Annotated in this window: 12 protein-coding genes and 5 tRNA genes; 5 read left to right on the top strand and 12 right to left on the bottom strand. The window is 44.3% G+C overall.

The features are described 5' to 3' along the window. Positions 1-282: 282 nt before the first annotated feature. The 4 genes from VIB_RS16205 to VIB_RS16220 are packed head-to-tail and all read left to right on the top strand — an operon-like array spanning position 283 to position 4,659. Entirely contained in the window at positions 283-1,500 is a 1,218-nt protein-coding gene (locus VIB_RS16205; protein ID WP_422132357.1) for a serine/threonine protein kinase, read from the top strand. Continuing rightward, positions 1,491-2,549, top strand: a complete 1,059-nt coding sequence (locus tag VIB_RS16210; RefSeq protein ID WP_004397506.1) for a hypothetical protein — start codon at positions 1,491-1,493, stop codon at positions 2,547-2,549. Before VIB_RS16205 ends, VIB_RS16210 begins: the two co-directional genes overlap by 10 nt. Beyond that, positions 2,546-3,109, top strand: coding sequence for an ECF-type sigma factor (locus VIB_RS16215; protein ID WP_004397507.1), 564 nt, complete (start codon positions 2,546-2,548; stop codon positions 3,107-3,109). Before VIB_RS16210 ends, VIB_RS16215 begins: the two co-directional genes overlap by 4 nt. After that, a complete protein-coding gene (locus tag VIB_RS16220; protein WP_004397508.1) occupies positions 3,109-4,659 on the top strand; it encodes a hypothetical protein in 1,551 nt (516 codons plus the stop codon). The genes VIB_RS16215 and VIB_RS16220 overlap by 1 nt, the downstream gene beginning before the upstream one ends. 5 nt (positions 4,660-4,664) lie before the next feature. Here the strand turns inward: VIB_RS16220 and VIB_RS16225 are convergent, their stop codons facing one another. After that, on the bottom strand, positions 4,665-5,534 hold the full coding sequence (locus tag VIB_RS16225) for a hypothetical protein (protein WP_004397509.1): 870 nt from the start codon (positions 5,532-5,534) through the stop codon (positions 4,665-4,667). Between the two features lie 349 nt (positions 5,535-5,883). Between VIB_RS16225 and VIB_RS16230 the strand changes: the two genes are divergently transcribed. Next, positions 5,884-8,205: an Ig domain-containing protein gene (locus VIB_RS16230; RefSeq protein WP_004397510.1), complete on the top strand. Its 2,322-nt coding sequence runs from the start codon at positions 5,884-5,886 to the stop codon at positions 8,203-8,205. A gap of 44 nt (positions 8,206-8,249) precedes the next feature. On the opposite strand, the gene VIB_RS16235 is transcribed toward VIB_RS16230, so the two are convergent. The 11 genes from VIB_RS16235 to rep form a co-directional block, all read right to left on the bottom strand. Continuing rightward, a complete protein-coding gene (locus tag VIB_RS16235) occupies positions 8,250-9,155 on the bottom strand; it encodes an SPOR domain-containing protein (protein WP_004397511.1) in 906 nt (301 codons plus the stop codon). Positions 9,156-9,328: 173 nt separating this feature from the next. After that, positions 9,329-10,267, bottom strand: coding sequence for an ABC transporter permease (locus tag VIB_RS16240; RefSeq protein ID WP_004397512.1), 939 nt, complete (start codon positions 10,265-10,267; stop codon positions 9,329-9,331). Positions 10,268-10,269: 2 nt separating this feature from the next. Continuing rightward, positions 10,270-11,247 carry an ABC transporter permease gene (locus VIB_RS16245; protein WP_004397513.1) on the bottom strand — a complete coding sequence of 326 codons (978 nt, stop codon included), beginning with the start codon at positions 11,245-11,247 and terminating at the stop codon, positions 10,270-10,272. Positions 11,248-11,396: 149 nt separating this feature from the next. Then, positions 11,397-12,953 carry an ABC transporter substrate-binding protein gene (locus tag VIB_RS16250; RefSeq protein ID WP_004397514.1) on the bottom strand — a complete coding sequence of 519 codons (1,557 nt, stop codon included), beginning with the start codon at positions 12,951-12,953 and terminating at the stop codon, positions 11,397-11,399. A 100-nt stretch (positions 12,954-13,053) separates the two neighbouring features. Further along, positions 13,054-14,769 (bottom strand): dipeptide ABC transporter ATP-binding protein, encoded by a 1,716-nt coding sequence (locus VIB_RS16255; RefSeq protein ID WP_004397515.1) that lies wholly within the window; start codon positions 14,767-14,769, stop codon positions 13,054-13,056. A gap of 767 nt (positions 14,770-15,536) precedes the next feature. Next, positions 15,537-15,613: transfer RNA gene (locus tag VIB_RS16260), tRNA-Pro, on the bottom strand. 120 nt (positions 15,614-15,733) lie between these two features. Next, positions 15,734-15,809: transfer RNA gene (locus tag VIB_RS16265), tRNA-His, on the bottom strand. Between the two features lie 71 nt (positions 15,810-15,880). Beyond that, positions 15,881-15,957: transfer RNA gene (locus VIB_RS16270), tRNA-Pro, on the bottom strand. A 149-nt stretch (positions 15,958-16,106) separates the two neighbouring features. Continuing rightward, positions 16,107-16,182 (bottom strand) — tRNA-His (locus VIB_RS16275). A 40-nt stretch (positions 16,183-16,222) separates the two neighbouring features. Beyond that, a tRNA-Arg gene (locus VIB_RS16280) sits at positions 16,223-16,299 on the bottom strand. 209 nt (positions 16,300-16,508) lie between these two features. Continuing rightward, a complete protein-coding gene (gene rep, locus VIB_RS16285; RefSeq protein WP_004397516.1) occupies positions 16,509-18,527 on the bottom strand; it encodes a DNA helicase Rep in 2,019 nt (672 codons plus the stop codon). Positions 18,528-19,002 lie beyond the last annotated feature (475 nt).

The following is a 19,002-nucleotide window of genomic DNA, read 5'->3' on the forward strand; positions in this document are numbered from 1 at the left end:
CGGCTATCAATGAGCAAAGTATAGACAGTGATTACGGCTATTGCTGAATGGAATGACGCCGATAAGACCTATCTTCATTAAGTCACTGCAATATGATGTATTTCTTTATGTAACTAAGTTGGTTAAACTAATTCAAATTCATAATAATAAAAACCAAACTTCGTGCCCGACCCAGCCTCCATTACTCAGTGCTTTTATGATTACCTTGATCTATCAGAATCGGATCAAAATCAGTGGCTTGAATCATTACAACGGCAGAATTCCGCTCTCTATCAACAATTGGTGACTTTGTTGGCTTCAAAAACAACGTCGACCTTTTCTTTGAGCCAACTATTAACGGATCATGCCCAGACTTGGTCTAGCTCAAGACAAGACTATTCCAATTTGCGCATCGATAAATATCAGTTAACCGAGGAGATTGGTCGAGGTGGCGTGGGCGTTGTCTATGCCGCCCATCGAGCGGATGATTCTTTCGAACAACAGTTGGCGGTTAAATTTATTCAACCGACCATGAACCAAGTATTGGGTTCTCGAATATTATTTAACGAGGCGCAGTTACTGGCTAAACTTAATCATCCTGCTATCGCCAAGGTATTTGATGGCGGCATTTATAATGATCAGGTTTATATGGTTATGGAGCGCATTGATGGCCTAGCGTTCAACACTCACCTCCAACATTATCAGCTCAACCTGCGCCAGCGATTACAATTATTCAGTCAGTTATGTCGTGCCATTGAACATGCGCATGATCACCAGATCCTGCATGCCGATCTTAAACCCGAAAATATTCTCGTCACCGAACAGCATCAATTAAAGCTAATTGATTTTAATCTCACGCAAAAATTGCGTGAGGGACATGGTGATAAGCCACAATTTGAATTTAAAGCTTACAGTGCCGACTATGCCAGCCCTGAACAAAAACGGGGAGATTATTTAACTCAACAAAGTGACGTTTATTCATTAGGCAAAGTGCTGGCGAGCATAATCCCTGTGGCTTCACTGACTCCAACTTTAACCCTGATCATAAACCAAGCGACAGCAGATCATACTACCGAAAGATATCAAACTGTTGGCGAGCTGCGACAAGATATTGATGCGCTGCTTGCACATCGTCCGATAAAAAAACAGTCTGATCAACCGTGGCACGTACTAAGTTGTTTTATTCGACGTCGTCCCATGCTTAGTGCACTCAGTTTACTTCTCGTTTGCTTGGTGATGATGTTCTCTTATACGCTGATCGAAAAAAACCGACAATTACAGCAAGAACAACAAATCACAGAAAAGATATTATTGCAATTAACCACCCTGATGCATCACGCACAGTACGCACAAGGAGAGTCACTCACTCTCGAAGGAATGCTCGATATGACTCGGCGATCACTACTGTCCAGCCAAGAGATACCACAACATATTAAACAAAAACTACTGGCAGCCTTAGTGGCTCCGAACGTACCTAAACAAAAACTCATACTCAATTGCTCTGATAACCCATGTCAATGAACATCACTATCCTCTGCCCACGGCTTAAATTTACTCGATTTTTGGTCGGCTTATTGTGCTTGTTAAGCCTCTCTTGCTTAGCTAGTGGTACTCAAAATGACGCAGCCACCGCTCAAGATTTAGTAAAAGTAATTTTTCATCCTCAAGGTCAGCGATTAATCAATACCATGATTCAAAAACGCGACTGGCATGGCAGAGTATGTTTGCATGATCTGGATCGTCAATTTCACCCAGACTACCAACCTCCCATTGGCCGTATTATCTTTTCGATTGACAACGATGGCGTCACTGAATACCCCTCGCCCGGCGACTATTTTCAAAATTGTCATCTCGATATCAAGGGGGCTATTACCTCGCAATCAACCGAGCCTTTGCAACCTTTTGTTGATCGCCAAGGGCTACTTGGCTGTGCCCTTACCGGTTGCACTAACAATGATTTAAGTGGCTTTTATGTCGAAGATCACGACGATGAAGGCGACTGGAAATATCGTACTATTGCGCTAAGTTTTCACCCTGAGAGCCAGTTATTGATCGAAAAAGTACAAGGCTTAGGCCCAAACCAGCATATTAGCCATCATAATTTAGGACAAACTTTAGCCTTTACTTACCCACAACAGAAAGGTGACCAAATCAATCTATCGGGTATTTGGCGACAAACCTTCTATCAAAAAAATGGTATCGAATATCGTTGTCTGCTTATCTCACCGAATGCGATTAAGCTCGGCCCACAGCATCAACCAAACTGCCCAGCGCAAATCAACAACTATCGCGAAGATATCTCCGCTCAGTTTCCTGCCATGTGGTGGCGTAATAATCCAGAGCCTTATGCACAGCTTGCCCAGCTCAACACCAGCGTCACTTGGTATGATGCGGAACAAGGTAGACAGATTGTCAGTTGGGAGTATCTGCCTGCTGGAGAGCGCTGGGATCAAGGAATTTTGTATCGCTTACAACAGCAAAAAATTCGTGCCCAAGATGGCAGTGAAACCTTACAACTACTTTACGCCAGCGAGTTCACCAAACAACACCATGAGATAAAAACTAAATGAGTCACTTTACCCAGATCTTACACCAGTGGCAGCAAGGGGATAAAGAGGCCGAAGCGCAGTTATATCAGTTGGCTTATCAACAACTGCGCCGTTTAGCCGAACAAGAACGGCGTAAAAACATCGCTAAATATGGTCACGATAACCCGGTATTAAGTGAGGAGTTATACAATACCACCGTACTGGTTCATGAAGCCTACATCAAATTAGCGCAAGCCGATTTACAACAGATTCGCCATCAACGTGAATTTTTACTGCTCGCCGCTAAAGTCATGGGGCAAATATTGATTGATCATGCCAGAACAGTGCAAGCTCAGAAGCGCCAAGCCACAGTATCGCTCCCTACCCCAGCAGAAGCGAATGTTGAACAGCTGATTTTGCTCGATCAAACCTTAGATAGCTTTACGGTTCGCTACCCAAGGCAATCCAACGCGTTAAAGTTAAAATATTTTCTTGGCTTAAAAATCAACGAAATAAGTCAACTGTTAGAGTGCAGCACCAGCTTAATCGAAAAAGATCTTAAATTTGCTCAATCGTGGCTACAACTGCGGATGCATCAATAATGAGATACCTAGTTGGATTGATTGGCCTTGGTTGCTTAACTCTTATCTACTGGCAATGGTCAAGTCAACCATCCGCTGCCGAATCTACCACACTTGTCAGTCAAAAAATTGAACCATCAACAATGGCCGTAACGCTGGGTTTATCACCGCGCTCACGCCAAGAAGAGATCATTGAACTTCAACTAAGCCATGAGCTCAACATGGTGATTAATCTGGATCCTAAGCAACCAGTCTTGGAGGCAACGCCATCAGAGAGCGTTACGCAGCCAGTTAACGATGAGAATCTGACGATTGAAGAATTTCATTCACTAACAGCTCGCCAGAGAAGAGATATTACCAAGACGGCCCCAGACACGACCAAAAATCGCCCTCCTCATATTAATCAAGCCTACTATGAGCAACTACAACAGCAGATTTCTGGTTGGGTATTACAACACGGCAGCACGATCCATTATTCCGTTGCCATTGAACCTTTATTTATTGATCCAGATGGCGATTTACTCAGCTATCGGGTTGAACTTAATAGTCGCGCACTACAAGTACGTAGTTTAACACCCTTAACCCTGACAGGTATCGCTGACAGTCAAGAAAGCGAGCTAAGGCTCAGTATCTCAGCTAATGATAATCAACATGGATTAGAGTCTGAAAATTGGGTGACGGCACATTTTTCGTTGCCTGCAATTAAACCACAGCTACCGCTAAGCGATATGTTAATCGATCAACCCTTATATCGAATTAATACCACTAGAACCCTTGGCAGCCAGCGTTACCCGTTTCATGTTTTACAGTGTGAGTTATTCGAACTCAAAGAAGGTAACGTCTGGTACGCGGCAGCTAACCATCGACGACGCTGCCCGCAGCTAGATGAGATGAGAATCGTGGCCACCTATCAGCAGCAAGATGAACAAATTCACTTACACTTTCCAGCCGGAAAAACCGCCAGTTGGCAGCTGCGTCATCATTATCCCTCTCATTTTTATTCCGATTTGATGATTTATCACATTACCAGTAACGAAAATGGCCAAGAGATGGCGTTCAGTTTATTTGATCAACGAGTTGGCGCAGAATCACGCTTGAACGTAGATACCGGTGAATATCAGTATCAAGGCTTAAATTTCGATTATCTGATGCTCAATGCCCAGCAAGAGTTTTATCCCATCGGCCTATTTAACTATATTTTTGACGTACGCCACATCCAACCAAATTACTACCAACCTGCAGATTCAGATCTGAATGTTTTCCATCCAACTCATAGTCTGTTTTGTCGAGATATCGAGCCTTATTGGGCCTATTCGAGCTTAATTGGTTCTAGCCACTATCAAATCCCCTTAATTAGTGAAAGTGGTGATCGCGCTGGCAACTATCCCCCTTTATGTGGTGAATATGCACGAACCAAAACCCGTATCGCCGTCTATTTAGACCATGAGTTTTTAGCTCAAGATGTGCCGGTTGCGGGTGAAATTTATACCTATTTACTTTATCCGCGTCCTGAATATGCGCATTTACTGGAAAGGTTTGCGATTAATCTGATTTACCATTCACCTAAGTAAGTCACCTAAAATCGCCATAATGCCTGTAGACCAAGGCTAAATGTCACGGTATCCGCCTCAGGAACTAAAGCGTTGGCGGATCGTGGTTGATATTCACTGCAATGGCCTTGTTCCATTGTCAGACAATGATTCAACTCAACTCGCTTATTTTGGGAAGCGAAGCGCTTTTCATAGCTAAACAGCATAAAGCCACCCACATTCAGTCCCGGCATAATTTGATAACTCAGTGAGCCCTCAAGCCCAGTGCGAAAACCAAAGCTATCAAAACTCATATCGGCAAACTGTGAATTGGTGATTCGATTCCATAGCGGTAGGCCGAACATTAGCTTACCTTTCCACTGCCACCCGTCAGCACCACTGAGATAACCAGAGTCATAGCCAAGCCCAGTATCAAGATAAACTTGGGTCATGGTTTCCTTCCAAGTACCCACATTTTGTAAATGGCCTTGTCCTAAATAAGTGTTGGCGGCATAACGTGTGTAAGTCTGATAGGTAAATGAAGGTCCAGCCACTATCCGCCAATGATCTTGCCATTTATAGTGCAGTTGTACATGAGTTGCGGTTTTTAAATATTCGGTCTGATTATCTTGCAAGCGCTGACCTTGCCACTGCCACTGCTCTTGTGCATTGCGAGGAGAAAATGTACCCAGTGCATCAATTGAAAAATCCCAATCTGTGTTGATGCGATATAATCCACCACTATTAAGCACTGGATTAAGCATGGTGACTGAAGATTGAGTCGCGCCATGTTGCTCTTGGTAATGAACATTCTCAACCCCCAATGTGAAATATGAATAACCATATTCTGCTGTATTAGCGGCCAAACAAGAAAATGAGCAAAATAAACAGCTAGCGATAGTAAGGGGTTGTCTCATGTTCCACTCCTTATGATGAGAGGCGCAGATACTACCCATTTGGCGCTAAATGCCAACGCTCGATAAACAAAAAAAATAAAATAAATTTTACGGATTTTTCTCTGATTTCCGTTCCTTGATATTGATATCAAAAGCCAGTACAACCACGCTCATTGATATTCATACACCGAAACGACTTGAAGTTATGAATAGTTACTCCCGATCAGCGTAGACAAACTATGTGATTGGGGTAAACGAACATAGCCAATACCACTAAAGCTTCAAGTAGGAAGGGGATATACCTTAACTATCGGCTTAATAGCTAAGGTTTAACTGTGCACTAAATAAGTTTGCAAGGAAATTCAACATAATGAACAAAATTAATTTACTAACTCTGTCAGTGGCAATCGCACTGAGCGGCTGTGGTTCCGATAGCGCGGATAATAGCGAGCAGCCACCCATTGCAGCGGGGGTGTTAATCACCGCCCTTGATGGTCACTTTTATCAAGCGGTGATCTTTGACGATGCGAATAAAAACGGCAAATTCGATAATAATGAGCATGTATTGGGCTTAACCAACCAAAGTGGTCAATTGAAATTACCAGCTGATTATCAACTCAAAGGTCACTTAGCGGTACAGACCTTGACCCCAGGTGGAGCGGTGCAGCGCCGTTTGGCTAACTTAAATGCGGCTTATGCAGGTAAATACACCATTGATATGGACCACCCGGCTCAAGCCATGGCCCATGAAGTGGTATTTCGCGCCCCTACCCTTGAGGCGCAGCAGCAGGTGATTTCGCCAATCACCGATTTAATTGTGCTAGCAATGGAAAACGATCCGATCAGCGACCTCACTCAAGCGAAACAAACCGTTGCTAACACTTTAGGGCTGGATAACCAAGCTGAACTATTAAGCGACTTTACCAAATCAAATCCTAAGCTACATAAAAAAGCCCAGATCCTCACTGACTCGAAAGCCGCCAACCCAGCGAGCTATGAAAAAAATGCGGCGCAATTTGCCGAAAAATCCGCGCAACTCGTCGGTAACATGGACGACACAGAGATCAAGGATGTCAATCAACGTCCGGTGATTATTAATATCAACCCAAGTCAAGATGACGCGACTCTCGTGTCAAGCAGTAACCATAAACTTCTGGTAGATGAGAAGACTAAGCGCCAACTTGAGGACGATTTTGCCAAGCTAAATCTCAAAGAAGGCGACACATTTGCTGGTAAATCATTCTCTATCGAGAATTTATTTAGCGACCAAGACCAAACGACTGTTGAGGTTACATTAGAGCAGAATTTAATGGCTTCAGGACTGAGCGCGAAAATTGACAATCAGCAATTGGTGCTCAGCTCAAACGGTGAGATCAAGGCGCAAGATAATCTTTACCTGATCTTAGTCGCCACCGATAAAGATAACCAAGGGATCAAACGTGGTGAAGTGCGCGTACAACTAAACTTAAAAGTGACCGCGCTTAATCAAGCCCCCGTTATTAACCAAGCTGAAAAAGAGAGATTACAGCAACAGATCGATACTTGGTATCTGCAACAAGGGGAAGCGTTTGATCAATCGATTAATATCAGCGAGCTATTTAGCGATAACGATGGCCAAGTCGTGAGCTATTGGGGCGGTGAGGTACAAGTTGCGGGGTTAACCATCGCTGATGTTGATAGCACATTCATCACGCTCCGTGGCACCCCAAGCCAAGCTTCTCCAGCAGGAAAAACCTTTACCGTTAAGGTCAAAGATGACCAAGGGGCAGAAAGCGAGACAACCTTTACTTTACCAGAGGTAAAAGAGGGGATAGCACCGCCATCACTCAAGCATCCTTTAGAAGCCACCACTTGGTATCGCCTTGAGCACGGTGGCGGCACACCTGAAGTAACACTCAATTACAGTCGAATCTGGTGTGACACACTGCGCTTTGAAAACGGAAAAGTGTCGGGTAACTACCGCACCATGGACAACTTAACCCAGTGTGGCGATCTCGACAATCGTTCTTGGTATAACGGCACCTATCAAGTTCAAGGCGAGAAATTGATAGCCTCTTTCGGTCAAGAAAAAGCCACACTAACGATTACAGACGCTGATGATATCGCCCCAGGCGCAAAAACTTTAACTTGGTCATCTGACGAAGGAACCGAGCGTTACACATTGTTTCATCGTAAGTCAGACGCTGAAGCGCGAATTCAAATAAAATCGAATGACGGCCCAGAAAAGCGCTTTTTCCCTATGATGTTACCGACACAGCAAGAGGGCGTTGAAGCATTAGGCATGGTCTCATTATCGCTATTGAGAAACAACAATCCAGATGATATCGGGGCAATGGATGCAAACTTAACGTTGGAGTTCCCAGACCAAAATTTCACTTGCCAGAATGCAGAAGAGTTTTATAAGTACTTTATCATTCACGGACCACAGCTAGTCACTGAAACGACCGATTACAATACGGGTAAAGTTTACAAATCTTACGGTGTTTATTCGGGTAACGAATGGGGTACCTCACTTGAGTGCCATGAAAAAACAGCAAATCACATTGAGCACGCATCGATTGATTTCGACCTACCGGAACTAACCATTGGTAGTGTGTATAGCTTTATCGGCAGAGTAAAGAACCATCAAGGGCAATATATTGAAGCCATTAAGTTCAATGTCACCTGGACAGGGACAGGCGATAACGAGTAATTATTAGCCTCGAAAAATATCAAGCCCCGCTATGCGGGGCTTTTTCACTGACTCACCGACTTCACACACAATACATTCAGCTTCGAATTACCTTGCAGTTGAGTCACTTTACCGCTGGCAAATAAACCTTTACGACCTTCTCCCCAATAGGGAATGTACAATGGCCACTGATCTCGCTCGGCAATCTGACTGGCTAATAGCTGCTGCCACTCTTGCTGATTCACTAAACGCATCGTTTTTTGCTGACAAAGCGTTCTTGCCTCGTCATAACTGAGTCGATTCCATGGCTGGTTGTGCTCCATATAAAACGACTTATTTGGCGCAAAGCTATAAGGAACGACATAAGTCGTGCCATTAATCGTCGCTTGATGACGGATCTCAACATCTTCAGAAACACTTACAGGCCGAGCAGAACGCAGCGGTTGAATTGCCGCTACACCACTTTCTGCCACTTTTCGTTCCGCCTGTTTTGCCGGACTGTCCGTGGTTGGAGTAGTTACCGTTGAGGAAGGCGGTGCTGATGGGCGAATTTCTCGAATAAACGCATCACGATAAGCGGCAAGGTTATTAACCAGCATCAACTCACTGCGTGCTTGGGTAAAACTATCGTAGGGGCCGATCAAACAGCGTGTGGTTCGCCCTTCTGGCTTCATCCATACATGGGTTGAAATCTGTTGATAGATAAGCTTCGCTTGTTCAAGCGATAAGGGTTTATCAAGTAGACCACATTGAATCCAGAACTGAGATTGACTTGAACGTGGCTGACTATTGCCCCATAACCCATCACCGATCGGGCAATGACTGGCCAGAACCGGTAACTGTTCGCTAGAGGCTTGCGTCGCTTCGCAAAGTACCTCTTGCGCAAATAATGGGCCGTTGAAGAATAAAGCTCCGCCCAATAGTAGGTAAACGAGCCCTCGTGGTGCCGTGTTGATTGTGCTGATTCTCATATCTATCGTTATCCCAACTTTAGTGACAACCGTGATTTGATTCGCTACTAACTCAATGACCTAAAAACCACTGCGAAAATCACGCCAACCTCTATGTCTAGAAAAAGAGAGTCGTCTTCAATGACGACTCTCAGTGTAAGTGGCATATCGATATAAAATCAATCAGCTAGACCTTAACCTTTATAAATTTTAGGATTAAAGACATCACGCAGCCAATCTCCTAGTAAGTTAATCACCAAAACTAAGCTGATCAAAATGATGCCGGGGAATACCGTTATCCACCATGCTCCAGAGAAAATATACTTAAATCCGGTGCTGATTAATGCTCCTAAAGAAGGTTGATCGACAGGCAGTCCTAAACCAAGAAACGACAACGCCGCTTCAGACATGATCGCATTGGCGATTTGTACTGTCGAAATGACTAAGATTGGTGATAAACAGTTGGGCAAAATATGGCGAAACATAATCCGTAACGACTTAAACCCCATCACGCGTGCCGCTTCAACGTACTCTTTTTGCTTTTCAGCTAACACGGATGCGCGAATGGTTCGAGCATACTGAGGCCATTCCGCAATACCGATGATCACCACCAGCATGATCACCGCATATTGGCTATAAAACTCGCCGCCAAAACTGGCTTTAAAAATCGCCGAAACAATGATGGCTACCATCATGGTCGAAAAAGAGAGTTGAATGTCGGCAAAACGCATTAAAAAACTGTCGATACGCCCACCAAAATAGGCCGCAGAAAGACCAATAATGATCCCTAAGATAAGCTGCAACCCAACGGCGAGAAAGCCTATCGTCAGTGATAAGCGCGAGCCATACAAAATGGTTGAGAGAATATCTCGGCCTTGCCCATCAGTACCCAATACAAATTGCCCATCACCGCCGTCTATCCACATAGGAGGCAGCTCAGAATCCATGATGTCGATACTGGCGAGATCGTAAGGATTACTCGGCGCAATGACAGGCGCTAACAAGGCTAACAGTAAAAAAATACTAAATAGCGCAAAGCTGACCATCGCCACTTTATCGCGTAAAAAATAATACAAAAAATCCGACTGTTTAAAACGCTGCCAAGCGGAGGGCATGGTTGTTATTGCCGTCATGATTAGGCTCCTTTTCCGGTGAGATTCACCGCCGGATTAATTAATCCATACAGTAAGTCAACGATCGTATTGGTGACGACAAAAATTAACCCAACAAAAATTACGTAGGCCGTGATCAGCGGTGTATCGACACGATTAATCGCTTCCAAAAAGAGCAATCCAGTCCCCGGCCACTGAAAGACCGTTTCGGTCAAAATGGTATACGCCACCATGGTACCAATTTGTACACCGCCTACCGTCAACACCGGTAATAGGGTATTTTTTAAAGCATGTTGAAAATAGATTTTATTCATCGCTAAGCCTTTGGCTTTAGCGAACTTAATGTATTCAGAGTTTAAAACTTCTAACATCTCTGCTCGGACTAAACGAATAAACAGAGGTAGCATAATCGAAGACAAAGCGACACTTGGTAACACTAAATGACTTAACCCATTAAGGTTAAATAACCCCGACTGCCAGCCAAAAACGTTGGTGGTTTGACCGCGGCCATAAGAAGGCAGCCAACCCAGTTCAATCGAAAACACGTACATCAACATAATAGCGGTCAAAAAGACAGGGATCGAAATACCAATGCTGCTGCCTGCCATAATCAGTTTCGAAAACAGCCGTTTAGGGTGGATAGCCGAATAGACGCCTAATGGAATCGATAAGGTAATGATGATCACGGTCGCGGCAAAAACCAGCTCAAGAGTCGCAACCAGTTTATCCAAAATCACCTCAGCCGCTGGGCGTTTGAAAAAATAAGAGGTCCCTAAATCGCCTTTGATCGCCGCGCCTAAGAAACGGCTATATTTGACTAAAAATGGGTCATTAAGCCCCAACTCATCACGCATCGCTTGGCGCTGTACTTCCGACACCGATTGCCCAACCAGTTCACGCAGCGGATCGCCTAAGTTATCTTGGATAGCAAACGCCACCAAGCTAATCACAAACATAACGATCAGTGCCTGATATAGGCGTTTGATCAAAAAAGAAAACATTCCCTGCCCCTTACAACACTATCCATCACCCTGTCGGGTTGATGACAACATCGACCACAATAAACAACGGCTTTAAAGAAGAAAAAGGTTGCCATCTAAGAGGGCAACCTTTCCTCAACCTCAAACATTTCAGAAAGGTTATCTAAACGCTACTTGTTGACAACCAGATCACCAAAGTAAGGGAAGTCCATACCATTGATGATCGGCGCTAACTCAAGGTTTTTCTTCGCAGCCCAAGAAGGGTCTTGCCAATGCAATGGTACAAAGGCCGCTTCGTTGTATAGGATCTCTTCTACCTTTTTCAGCATCTCACTGCGTTTGGCTAAATCGGTCTCGACGTTAGACGCATTGACTAAGGCATCCACTTCTGGATTAGAGTAGTGACCACAGTTGTACTGCCCTTTACCAGTCTGTTCATTACGTGTCATGGTCAAAAACTCAGTAAAGTTAGCTGAATCTTCCGTATCTGGGTGCCAACCAATCAGCAACATATCTGCTGCACATTTATCAAATTCTGGCCAATATTGCGCTTTAGGCATGGTTTTCAAATCAACTTTAATATTGATACGAGCAAGCATTGCAGAAGCGGCTTGAGCAATTTTATCGTCATTAACATAGCGGTTATTCGGCGAAATCATCGACAAATTAAAGCCTTGTTCATAACCTGCGTCTTTCATCAGTTGTCTGGCTTTTTCAAGATCAAAACGCGGTTTGAGATTCTCGTTATAACCGGCATAACCGACTGGGCTTTGCTGACCAGCGGCCGTCGCTGCGCCGCGCATAACACGATCGACAATTCCTTGATTATTAATCGCATAGACAATCGCTTGGCGAACACGTACATCACGTAGTGCTTCATGACTATTTTGGTTTAATTGAAAGGTGATCACTCGCGTACCCGGCATGGTGTACAGCTCAACGTCGCGCGCATTACGAATACGTTGGTAATCATTAGGTGAGACAGGAGAAATCATATCGACGCCACCGGATAATAATGCCGCCACACGGGTTGCATCTTCTTTGATTGGCACGAGAGTCAGTTTCTCGACGTTACCTTTACTGGCTTTATCCCAATAATCCGTAAAGCGAGCAAACTCCATACGAATACCCTGCTCACGGTGAGTAATAATGAAAGGGCCAGTGCCCGAAGCATTCAAAGAAGCAAAGGAAGAACCGTGTTTGACAATTTCCGCTTTATCTTTGCCATCGGCGGTTTTACCGGAGTAAAACTGACTGTCCATCGGGAAGATATAGGTCGCGACGTTTTCGATCAGGGGATAAACACCATGGGTTTTAATATCTACTGTGTAATCATCCACTTTACTGATCGAAGCTAGCGGCTCAAAAATACCTTTAAAATCGGCGGACTCTTTCAAGCGATTGAACGTCCATATCACATCATCGGCAGTGAAAGGATTACCAGAGTGAAATTTGACGCCTTCGCGTAAATGAAAGCGCATGGTTTCATCATCCAAACGCTGCCAAGATTTCGCTAAACGAGCTTCAAATTGCATGTCTTGAGTAAAACGAATCAGCGGGTCAAACACCATGTGCGATAACTGAAGTGTACCGCCAGAGAGCTGCTCATGAGGATCCATCGATACGGGGTCTGAATCATAAGCGATTTTGATTTGTGCAGCGTTGAGCGAAAAACTCAGTCCAGCAGCAATTAAGGCTAGGGCTAGCTTGCTTTTAATGATTTTCATTGCATAACTCCTTATGCGGGAATCGATATCCCTATGGGTTGTTTTGGTTATTGGGTACAACGTCGATGATCTATCGTCAACCTTTAACGCTCATCGCGCATTAAGCAGAGACTCGTTGTTCTCTTAAGCCTGTGAATTCCGGCATTAACGAGATCAATTGCTGACTGTATTCATGTTGTGGATGGGTAAACAATTGCTCTGTTGGGGCAACTTCCAATAAGGTCCCCATCTTCATCACCCCGACTCGGTCGCACATTTGGCGAATAACCGGCAAATCATGACTGATGAATAACATGGTTAAATTGAGCTCTTGCTGTAAGTCTTTTAATAAATTCAAGATTTGTGCTTGTACAGAAACATCCAAGGCAGAAGTCGGTTCATCACAAATCAATAAACGAGGACGAGTCGCGAGAGCTCGAGCAATCGAAATACGTTGACGCTGACCACCAGAAAACTCATGAGGATACTTAACGCCAGCCATTCGACCTAAGCCAACATACTCTAAAAGATCGTGCACGATTTGCCGCGTTTGCGATTCATTGTCGGTCAAATGGTGGAAACGAATTGGTTCAGCAATAATGTCCATCACCTTCATGCGAGGATTCATTGAGGTATACGGATTTTGAAACACCATTTGCATTTGACGGCGGATAGGACGACGCTGTTTTTCCGATTTGAGAGCGGTAAGATCGATTCCCTCAAACGTCACTCGACCTTCATTAGGTTGATATAAGCCCGCGATCACTCGCGCGATGGTTGATTTACCGGATCCCGACTCACCGACCAGTCCAAACGTTTCCCCCTCATGGACTTGGAAACTGACATTGTTCGATGCTTGAACATATTCACGACGACTGGCAAACAATGAGTCTTTGGTTACAAAGCGCAAGTTAACCTGCTCAACATTCAATAGTGGACCAGTATAAGCTCGCTGATCTTGGCTTTGTCCTAACCAATGAGTTTTGATATCCAGTGGCGCCAGCTCACTGGCTTGTTCGATGTAGCTGACCAGTGGAAATCGGTCTAATTTGATGTCCGAACGCGGGACGGCAGAGATCAAACTACGTGTGTAAGGATGATCAGGGTCGCCAAGCACTTTCGCCGTCGGGCCAAATTCGACGAGATCACCGCGATACATAACCGCAACACGATCGGTAACATTGGAAACAACGCCCATATCGTGGGTCACCAGCATACAGCCAACATTATGTTGTTTACACAAATCACGAATCAAACTCAATATCTGATCTTGAATAGACACGTCTAGCGCAGTGGTTGGCTCATCGGCAATGATCAGGTCCGGCTCTCCGGCCAAGGCGATAGCGATAACCACTCTTTGACGCATACCACCTGAAAATTGATGAGGATACTGCTTAAGACGATTTTCAGGCTGCGGAATACCTACTTGATTCATCAACGCTAACGCGCGTTGGTAAGCCTGTTCATTACTCACCTTCATATTGGCATGAATGGTTTCCGTTAACTGCTGTTCAACGGTGAATAATGGATTTAAAGACGTCATCGGATCTTGAAAAATAAAGCCGATTTTTGAACCACGCACTTGGCGCATTTTTTCTATTGATAGGCCAGAAATTTTCTCGCCATTTAAAAACACCTCACCACCAGCAACGGTGCCAGGAGGACTCAATAGATCAATAATTGCATTACCGACGGTCGATTTGCCAGCCCCCGATTCACCGACGACACCGACAATTTCACCGCGCTGAATATCCAGTGTGAGTGATTTTACCGCAACATGAACCCCATGACGTGAGGGATATTCTATGCGTAAGTTATTAACTTCTAAAAGTGACATGCAAACCAGACCTCAACCGCTATGGCGTAATTATCCGTGTCTGAGACTGACTGATTCAGACCATAAAATGGCTGATTATTCAGTCAGTACCAATCAATCCTTTTGACCAGTCCATTGTTCTGGTTATTTACAAGTTGAACATTTTGGCAAAATTTTCACATAAAAGCAACAAGCAAACTCGAAAAGATAAATTTATCGATGAGTTATCGAAAAGCTCAACTCAGCGCTGACTCACCACTTATCTCTATCATCATGACAAAAAGCCCCAGTCTTTCGACTAGAGCTTCTTTTAGTGGTCGGTGAAGAGCTGGGCTTGAATATCAGGCGAACCCCCGACCCTAGCAAGAGCGCTGTGTCGTTTTAAATTTAGCGCATGAAAAAGCCCCAGTCTTTCGACTAGGGATTCTTGTAGTGGTCGATGAAGAGCTGGGCTTGAATATCAGGCGAACCCCCGACCCTAGCAAGAACGCTATGTCGTTTTAAATGTAGCGCATGAAAAAGCCCCAGTCTTTCGACTAGGGCTTCTTATAGTGGTCAGTGAAGAGCTGGGCTTGAATATCAGGCGAACCCCCGACCCTAGCAAGAACGCTATGTCGTTTTAAATTTAGCGCATGAAAAAGCCCCAGTCTTTCGACTAGGGCTCTTATAATGGTCGGTGAAGAGCTGGGCTTGAATATCAGGCGAACCCCCGACCCTAGCAAGAACACTATGTCGTTTTAAATTTAGCGCATAAAAAAGCCCCAGTCTTTCGACTAGGGCTCTTATAATGGTCGGTGAAGAGGGATTCGAACCCCCGACCCTCTGGTCCCAAACCAGATGCGCTACCAAGCTGCGCTATTCACCGAAACAATTTTTAACTTTAAGAACAACTACCGAGGGTATCCCTCTGCTCCGCCATTCCTAAAACCGGGATGCGCTATCAAACTGCGCTGTTCACCGATATCTTTTTATACGACTTAAATAATGGGGTGACTAACGAGGCTCGAACTCGCGACAACCGGAATCACAATCCGGGGCTCTACCAACTGAGCTATAGCCACCATTAATCTTTGTAATAGCTAATTAATTATAGCTATTTTTCAGTTAAGCTAATTGCCTAACTTATTGAAAATGGTCGGTGAAGAGGGATTCGAACCCCCGACCCTCTGGTCCCAAACCAGATGCGCTACCAAGCTGCGCTATTCACCGAAACAATTTTTGACTTTAAGAACAACTACCGAGGGTCGCCCTCTGGTCCGCTATTCCCAAACTCGGGATGCGCTAAAAAACTGCACCGCTCACCGATATAATTTTTTATCTCGAAAAATCAAGAATGGAAGCTATTGCTACCAAAATAATGGGGTGACTAACGAGGCTCGAACTCGCGACAACCGGAATCACAATCCGGGGCTCTACCAACTGAGCTATAGCCACCACTGATGTTGCCAATATACACCCTAATCAACCAACCGGATGGCGCGCCCGAAAGGATTCGAACCTTCGACCTTTGGCTCCGGAGGCCAACGCTCTATCCAGCTGAGCTACGGGCGCATGCCCTATCGGCGGAGTGGAATAATACGGATATCCCCTGAGGGCGTCTAGTACTTTTTCAACTTTTTTTCTTGTTTGGCGTCTTTTTCAACAAACCTTGCCGATAAAAGCCAATTTTACCGCTAACTCTTGCCTCTAAAGCGCGTGATCAGTGATAGACAATACGCCATCACCCAAAATAATCCGTTAATGGCTAAAGTCGATATTGGCTATTTTTTAGTAAACATGGCTTTTAAATTAGCGATATGTGCTTGGCCTTTATTCATTCGCTCTTCTTGAGAAAGCACTTTTTTCTTCGTTTCCCATTCAACATCGTCGTAAGGTAATTCATCCAAAAAGCGACTTTGGGTCGGTTTAATCAGTTCACCAAACTGACGGCGTTCTTTACAAACGGTAAACGTTAATTCTCGCTGCGCTCGTGTAATGCCAACGTACATCAAACGACGCTCCTCTTCGACATTCTCTTCATCAATACTGGTTTGATGAGGCAAAATGCCTTCTTCAGCGCCTATCAGATAAACGTAAGGAAACTCCAATCCTTTCGAGGCATGCAATGTCATTAGCTGAACAGCATCACTATCGTCATCTTGCTCGCCACGCTCCATCATGTCGCGTAGGGTCAAGCGTTGAACCACTTCTTTAAGCGTTTTCTCTTCTTGATCATAATTGTCACCCTCTAAATCAGCAACAATCCACGCATAAAGTTCAGAAACGTTTTTCATGCGCATTTCCGCCGCTTTCGCGCTTGAAGATGTCTCATACAACCAATCTTCGTAGTGAATATCACGCACCAGCGAGCGTAAGGCTTCGACAGTATTGCCACGTTCCGCATTATCGGTGATTTCAACTAACCACTGCGTAAAACGTCGTACATTATCCAGACCTCGCCCCGATAAATGTTGTTCCAATCCCAGTTCAAAACTCGCCGCAAACAGACTTTTACCTCGCATGTTGGCGTAACTACCTAGTTTTTCTAAGGTCGCAGGCCCTATTTCTCGCTTAGGAGTATTCACGATCCGTAAAAAGGCATTATCGTCATCCGGATTCACCAAAACTCGCAAATAAGCCATGATGTCTTTAATTTCTGCCCGAGCAAAAAATGACGTTCCCCCAGATAACTTATAAGGCACTCGGTTCTGCATCAGTGACTTTTCAATCAGACGCGACTGATGATTACCCCGATATAAAATCGCGTAATCACGGTATTCGGTACGATTAAGAAATTTATGGGCGATCAGCTCTGCAGTGACTCGCTCAGCTTCATGATCTTCATTATTAGCAATAATGACTTTGAGTTTTTCCCCATCAGGAATATCGGAAAACAGTACTTTTTCATACACATGAGGATTGTTAGCTATCAAAATGTTCGCGGCACGTAAAATTCGACTGGTTGAACGATAGTTCTGCTCTAATTTAATCAATTTTAAATGGCTAAAATCTTGACCTAGCTGGACCAAATTTTGTGGTCGAGCGCCTCGCCAAGAGTAGATCGATTGATCATCATCACCCACGACAGTTAAGCGCCCACGCTCACCGACCAATAGTTTAACTAATTCATACTGACTGGTGTTGGTGTCTTGATATTCATCAACGAGTAAATAGCGGATACGACTTTGCCAACGCGTTCTCACCTCTTGATGATCACGCAAGAGCCGAACGGGTAGTGAGATCAAATCGTCGAAGTCTAAGGCGTTATACGCTTGCATCTGCTTCTGATAACACTCATAACAAAAAGCAAAAAGTTGTTGCTGCTCACCCTTTGCGATGGCTTTGGCTTGTTGCGGCGATACCATGTCATTCTTCCAATTAGAAATGGTACTTAATAGCTGACGCAACAAATCTTTATCGCCCTCTAACTGAGATTCCGTGAGCTCTTTCAATAATGCTAATTGATCTTGATCGTCGAATAATGAGAAACCGGGTTTTAACCCTAACGCTTTGTACTCTCTTCGAATAATAGTTAAACCAAGGGTATGAAACGTTGATACGATGAGACCACGCGACTCCGCTTTACCTAATGTTTGACCAACGCGATCTTTCATTTCTCGAGCGGCTTTATTAGTAAAGGTCACCGCTGCAATATTACGTGCCTTATATCCACACTGCTGAACTAAATAGGCAATTTTATTGGTAATCACGCGGGTTTTTCCCGACCCAGCTCCCGCAAGGACGAGACAAGGACCCGATACATACTTTACCGCTTCATCTTGTCGTGAGTTCAGCTTCATCTTCTTCTCTGTGTGGATTATTCAAGACGCTAATCATAATGCCGCTGATGGCTCAATACTATGTTGAACTCAAAAAACAGCCGCAAAGTAAAATTTTTTCTTATTTACTGCACAACTGTATTGCAAATATGGTTAGGTTGTAGGCTATAATGTCACCTCTGTTAATCAGATATGATGGCAAGCTTATTATTCAGTAAGAAGAAAAATATGAGCACTAAATCATAACAACTGATTGCAAATAAAATGAATTGAGCAAAAAATAGCTATTGGACTCTCTCTTTACTGGTAATCATCGGTACAACCACCTACGTTTTATAAACGTTGCTACCGGTTTATTTAGCTATTGAGCATGAGGTGTATCCAGCGCACTTGATCCCAAAAACTCAAGAAAACCTAACCCCTCTCATCGATTGTGATAGGGAAACATTTCAACCATGTGGCACATTTCAAGTCGTTATCGAACCGATTGAGATAC

The organism is Vibrio metschnikovii CIP 69.14 (genome assembly GCF_000176155.1).
GTDB classification, from domain to species: Bacteria; Pseudomonadota; Gammaproteobacteria; order Enterobacterales; family Vibrionaceae; genus Vibrio; species Vibrio metschnikovii.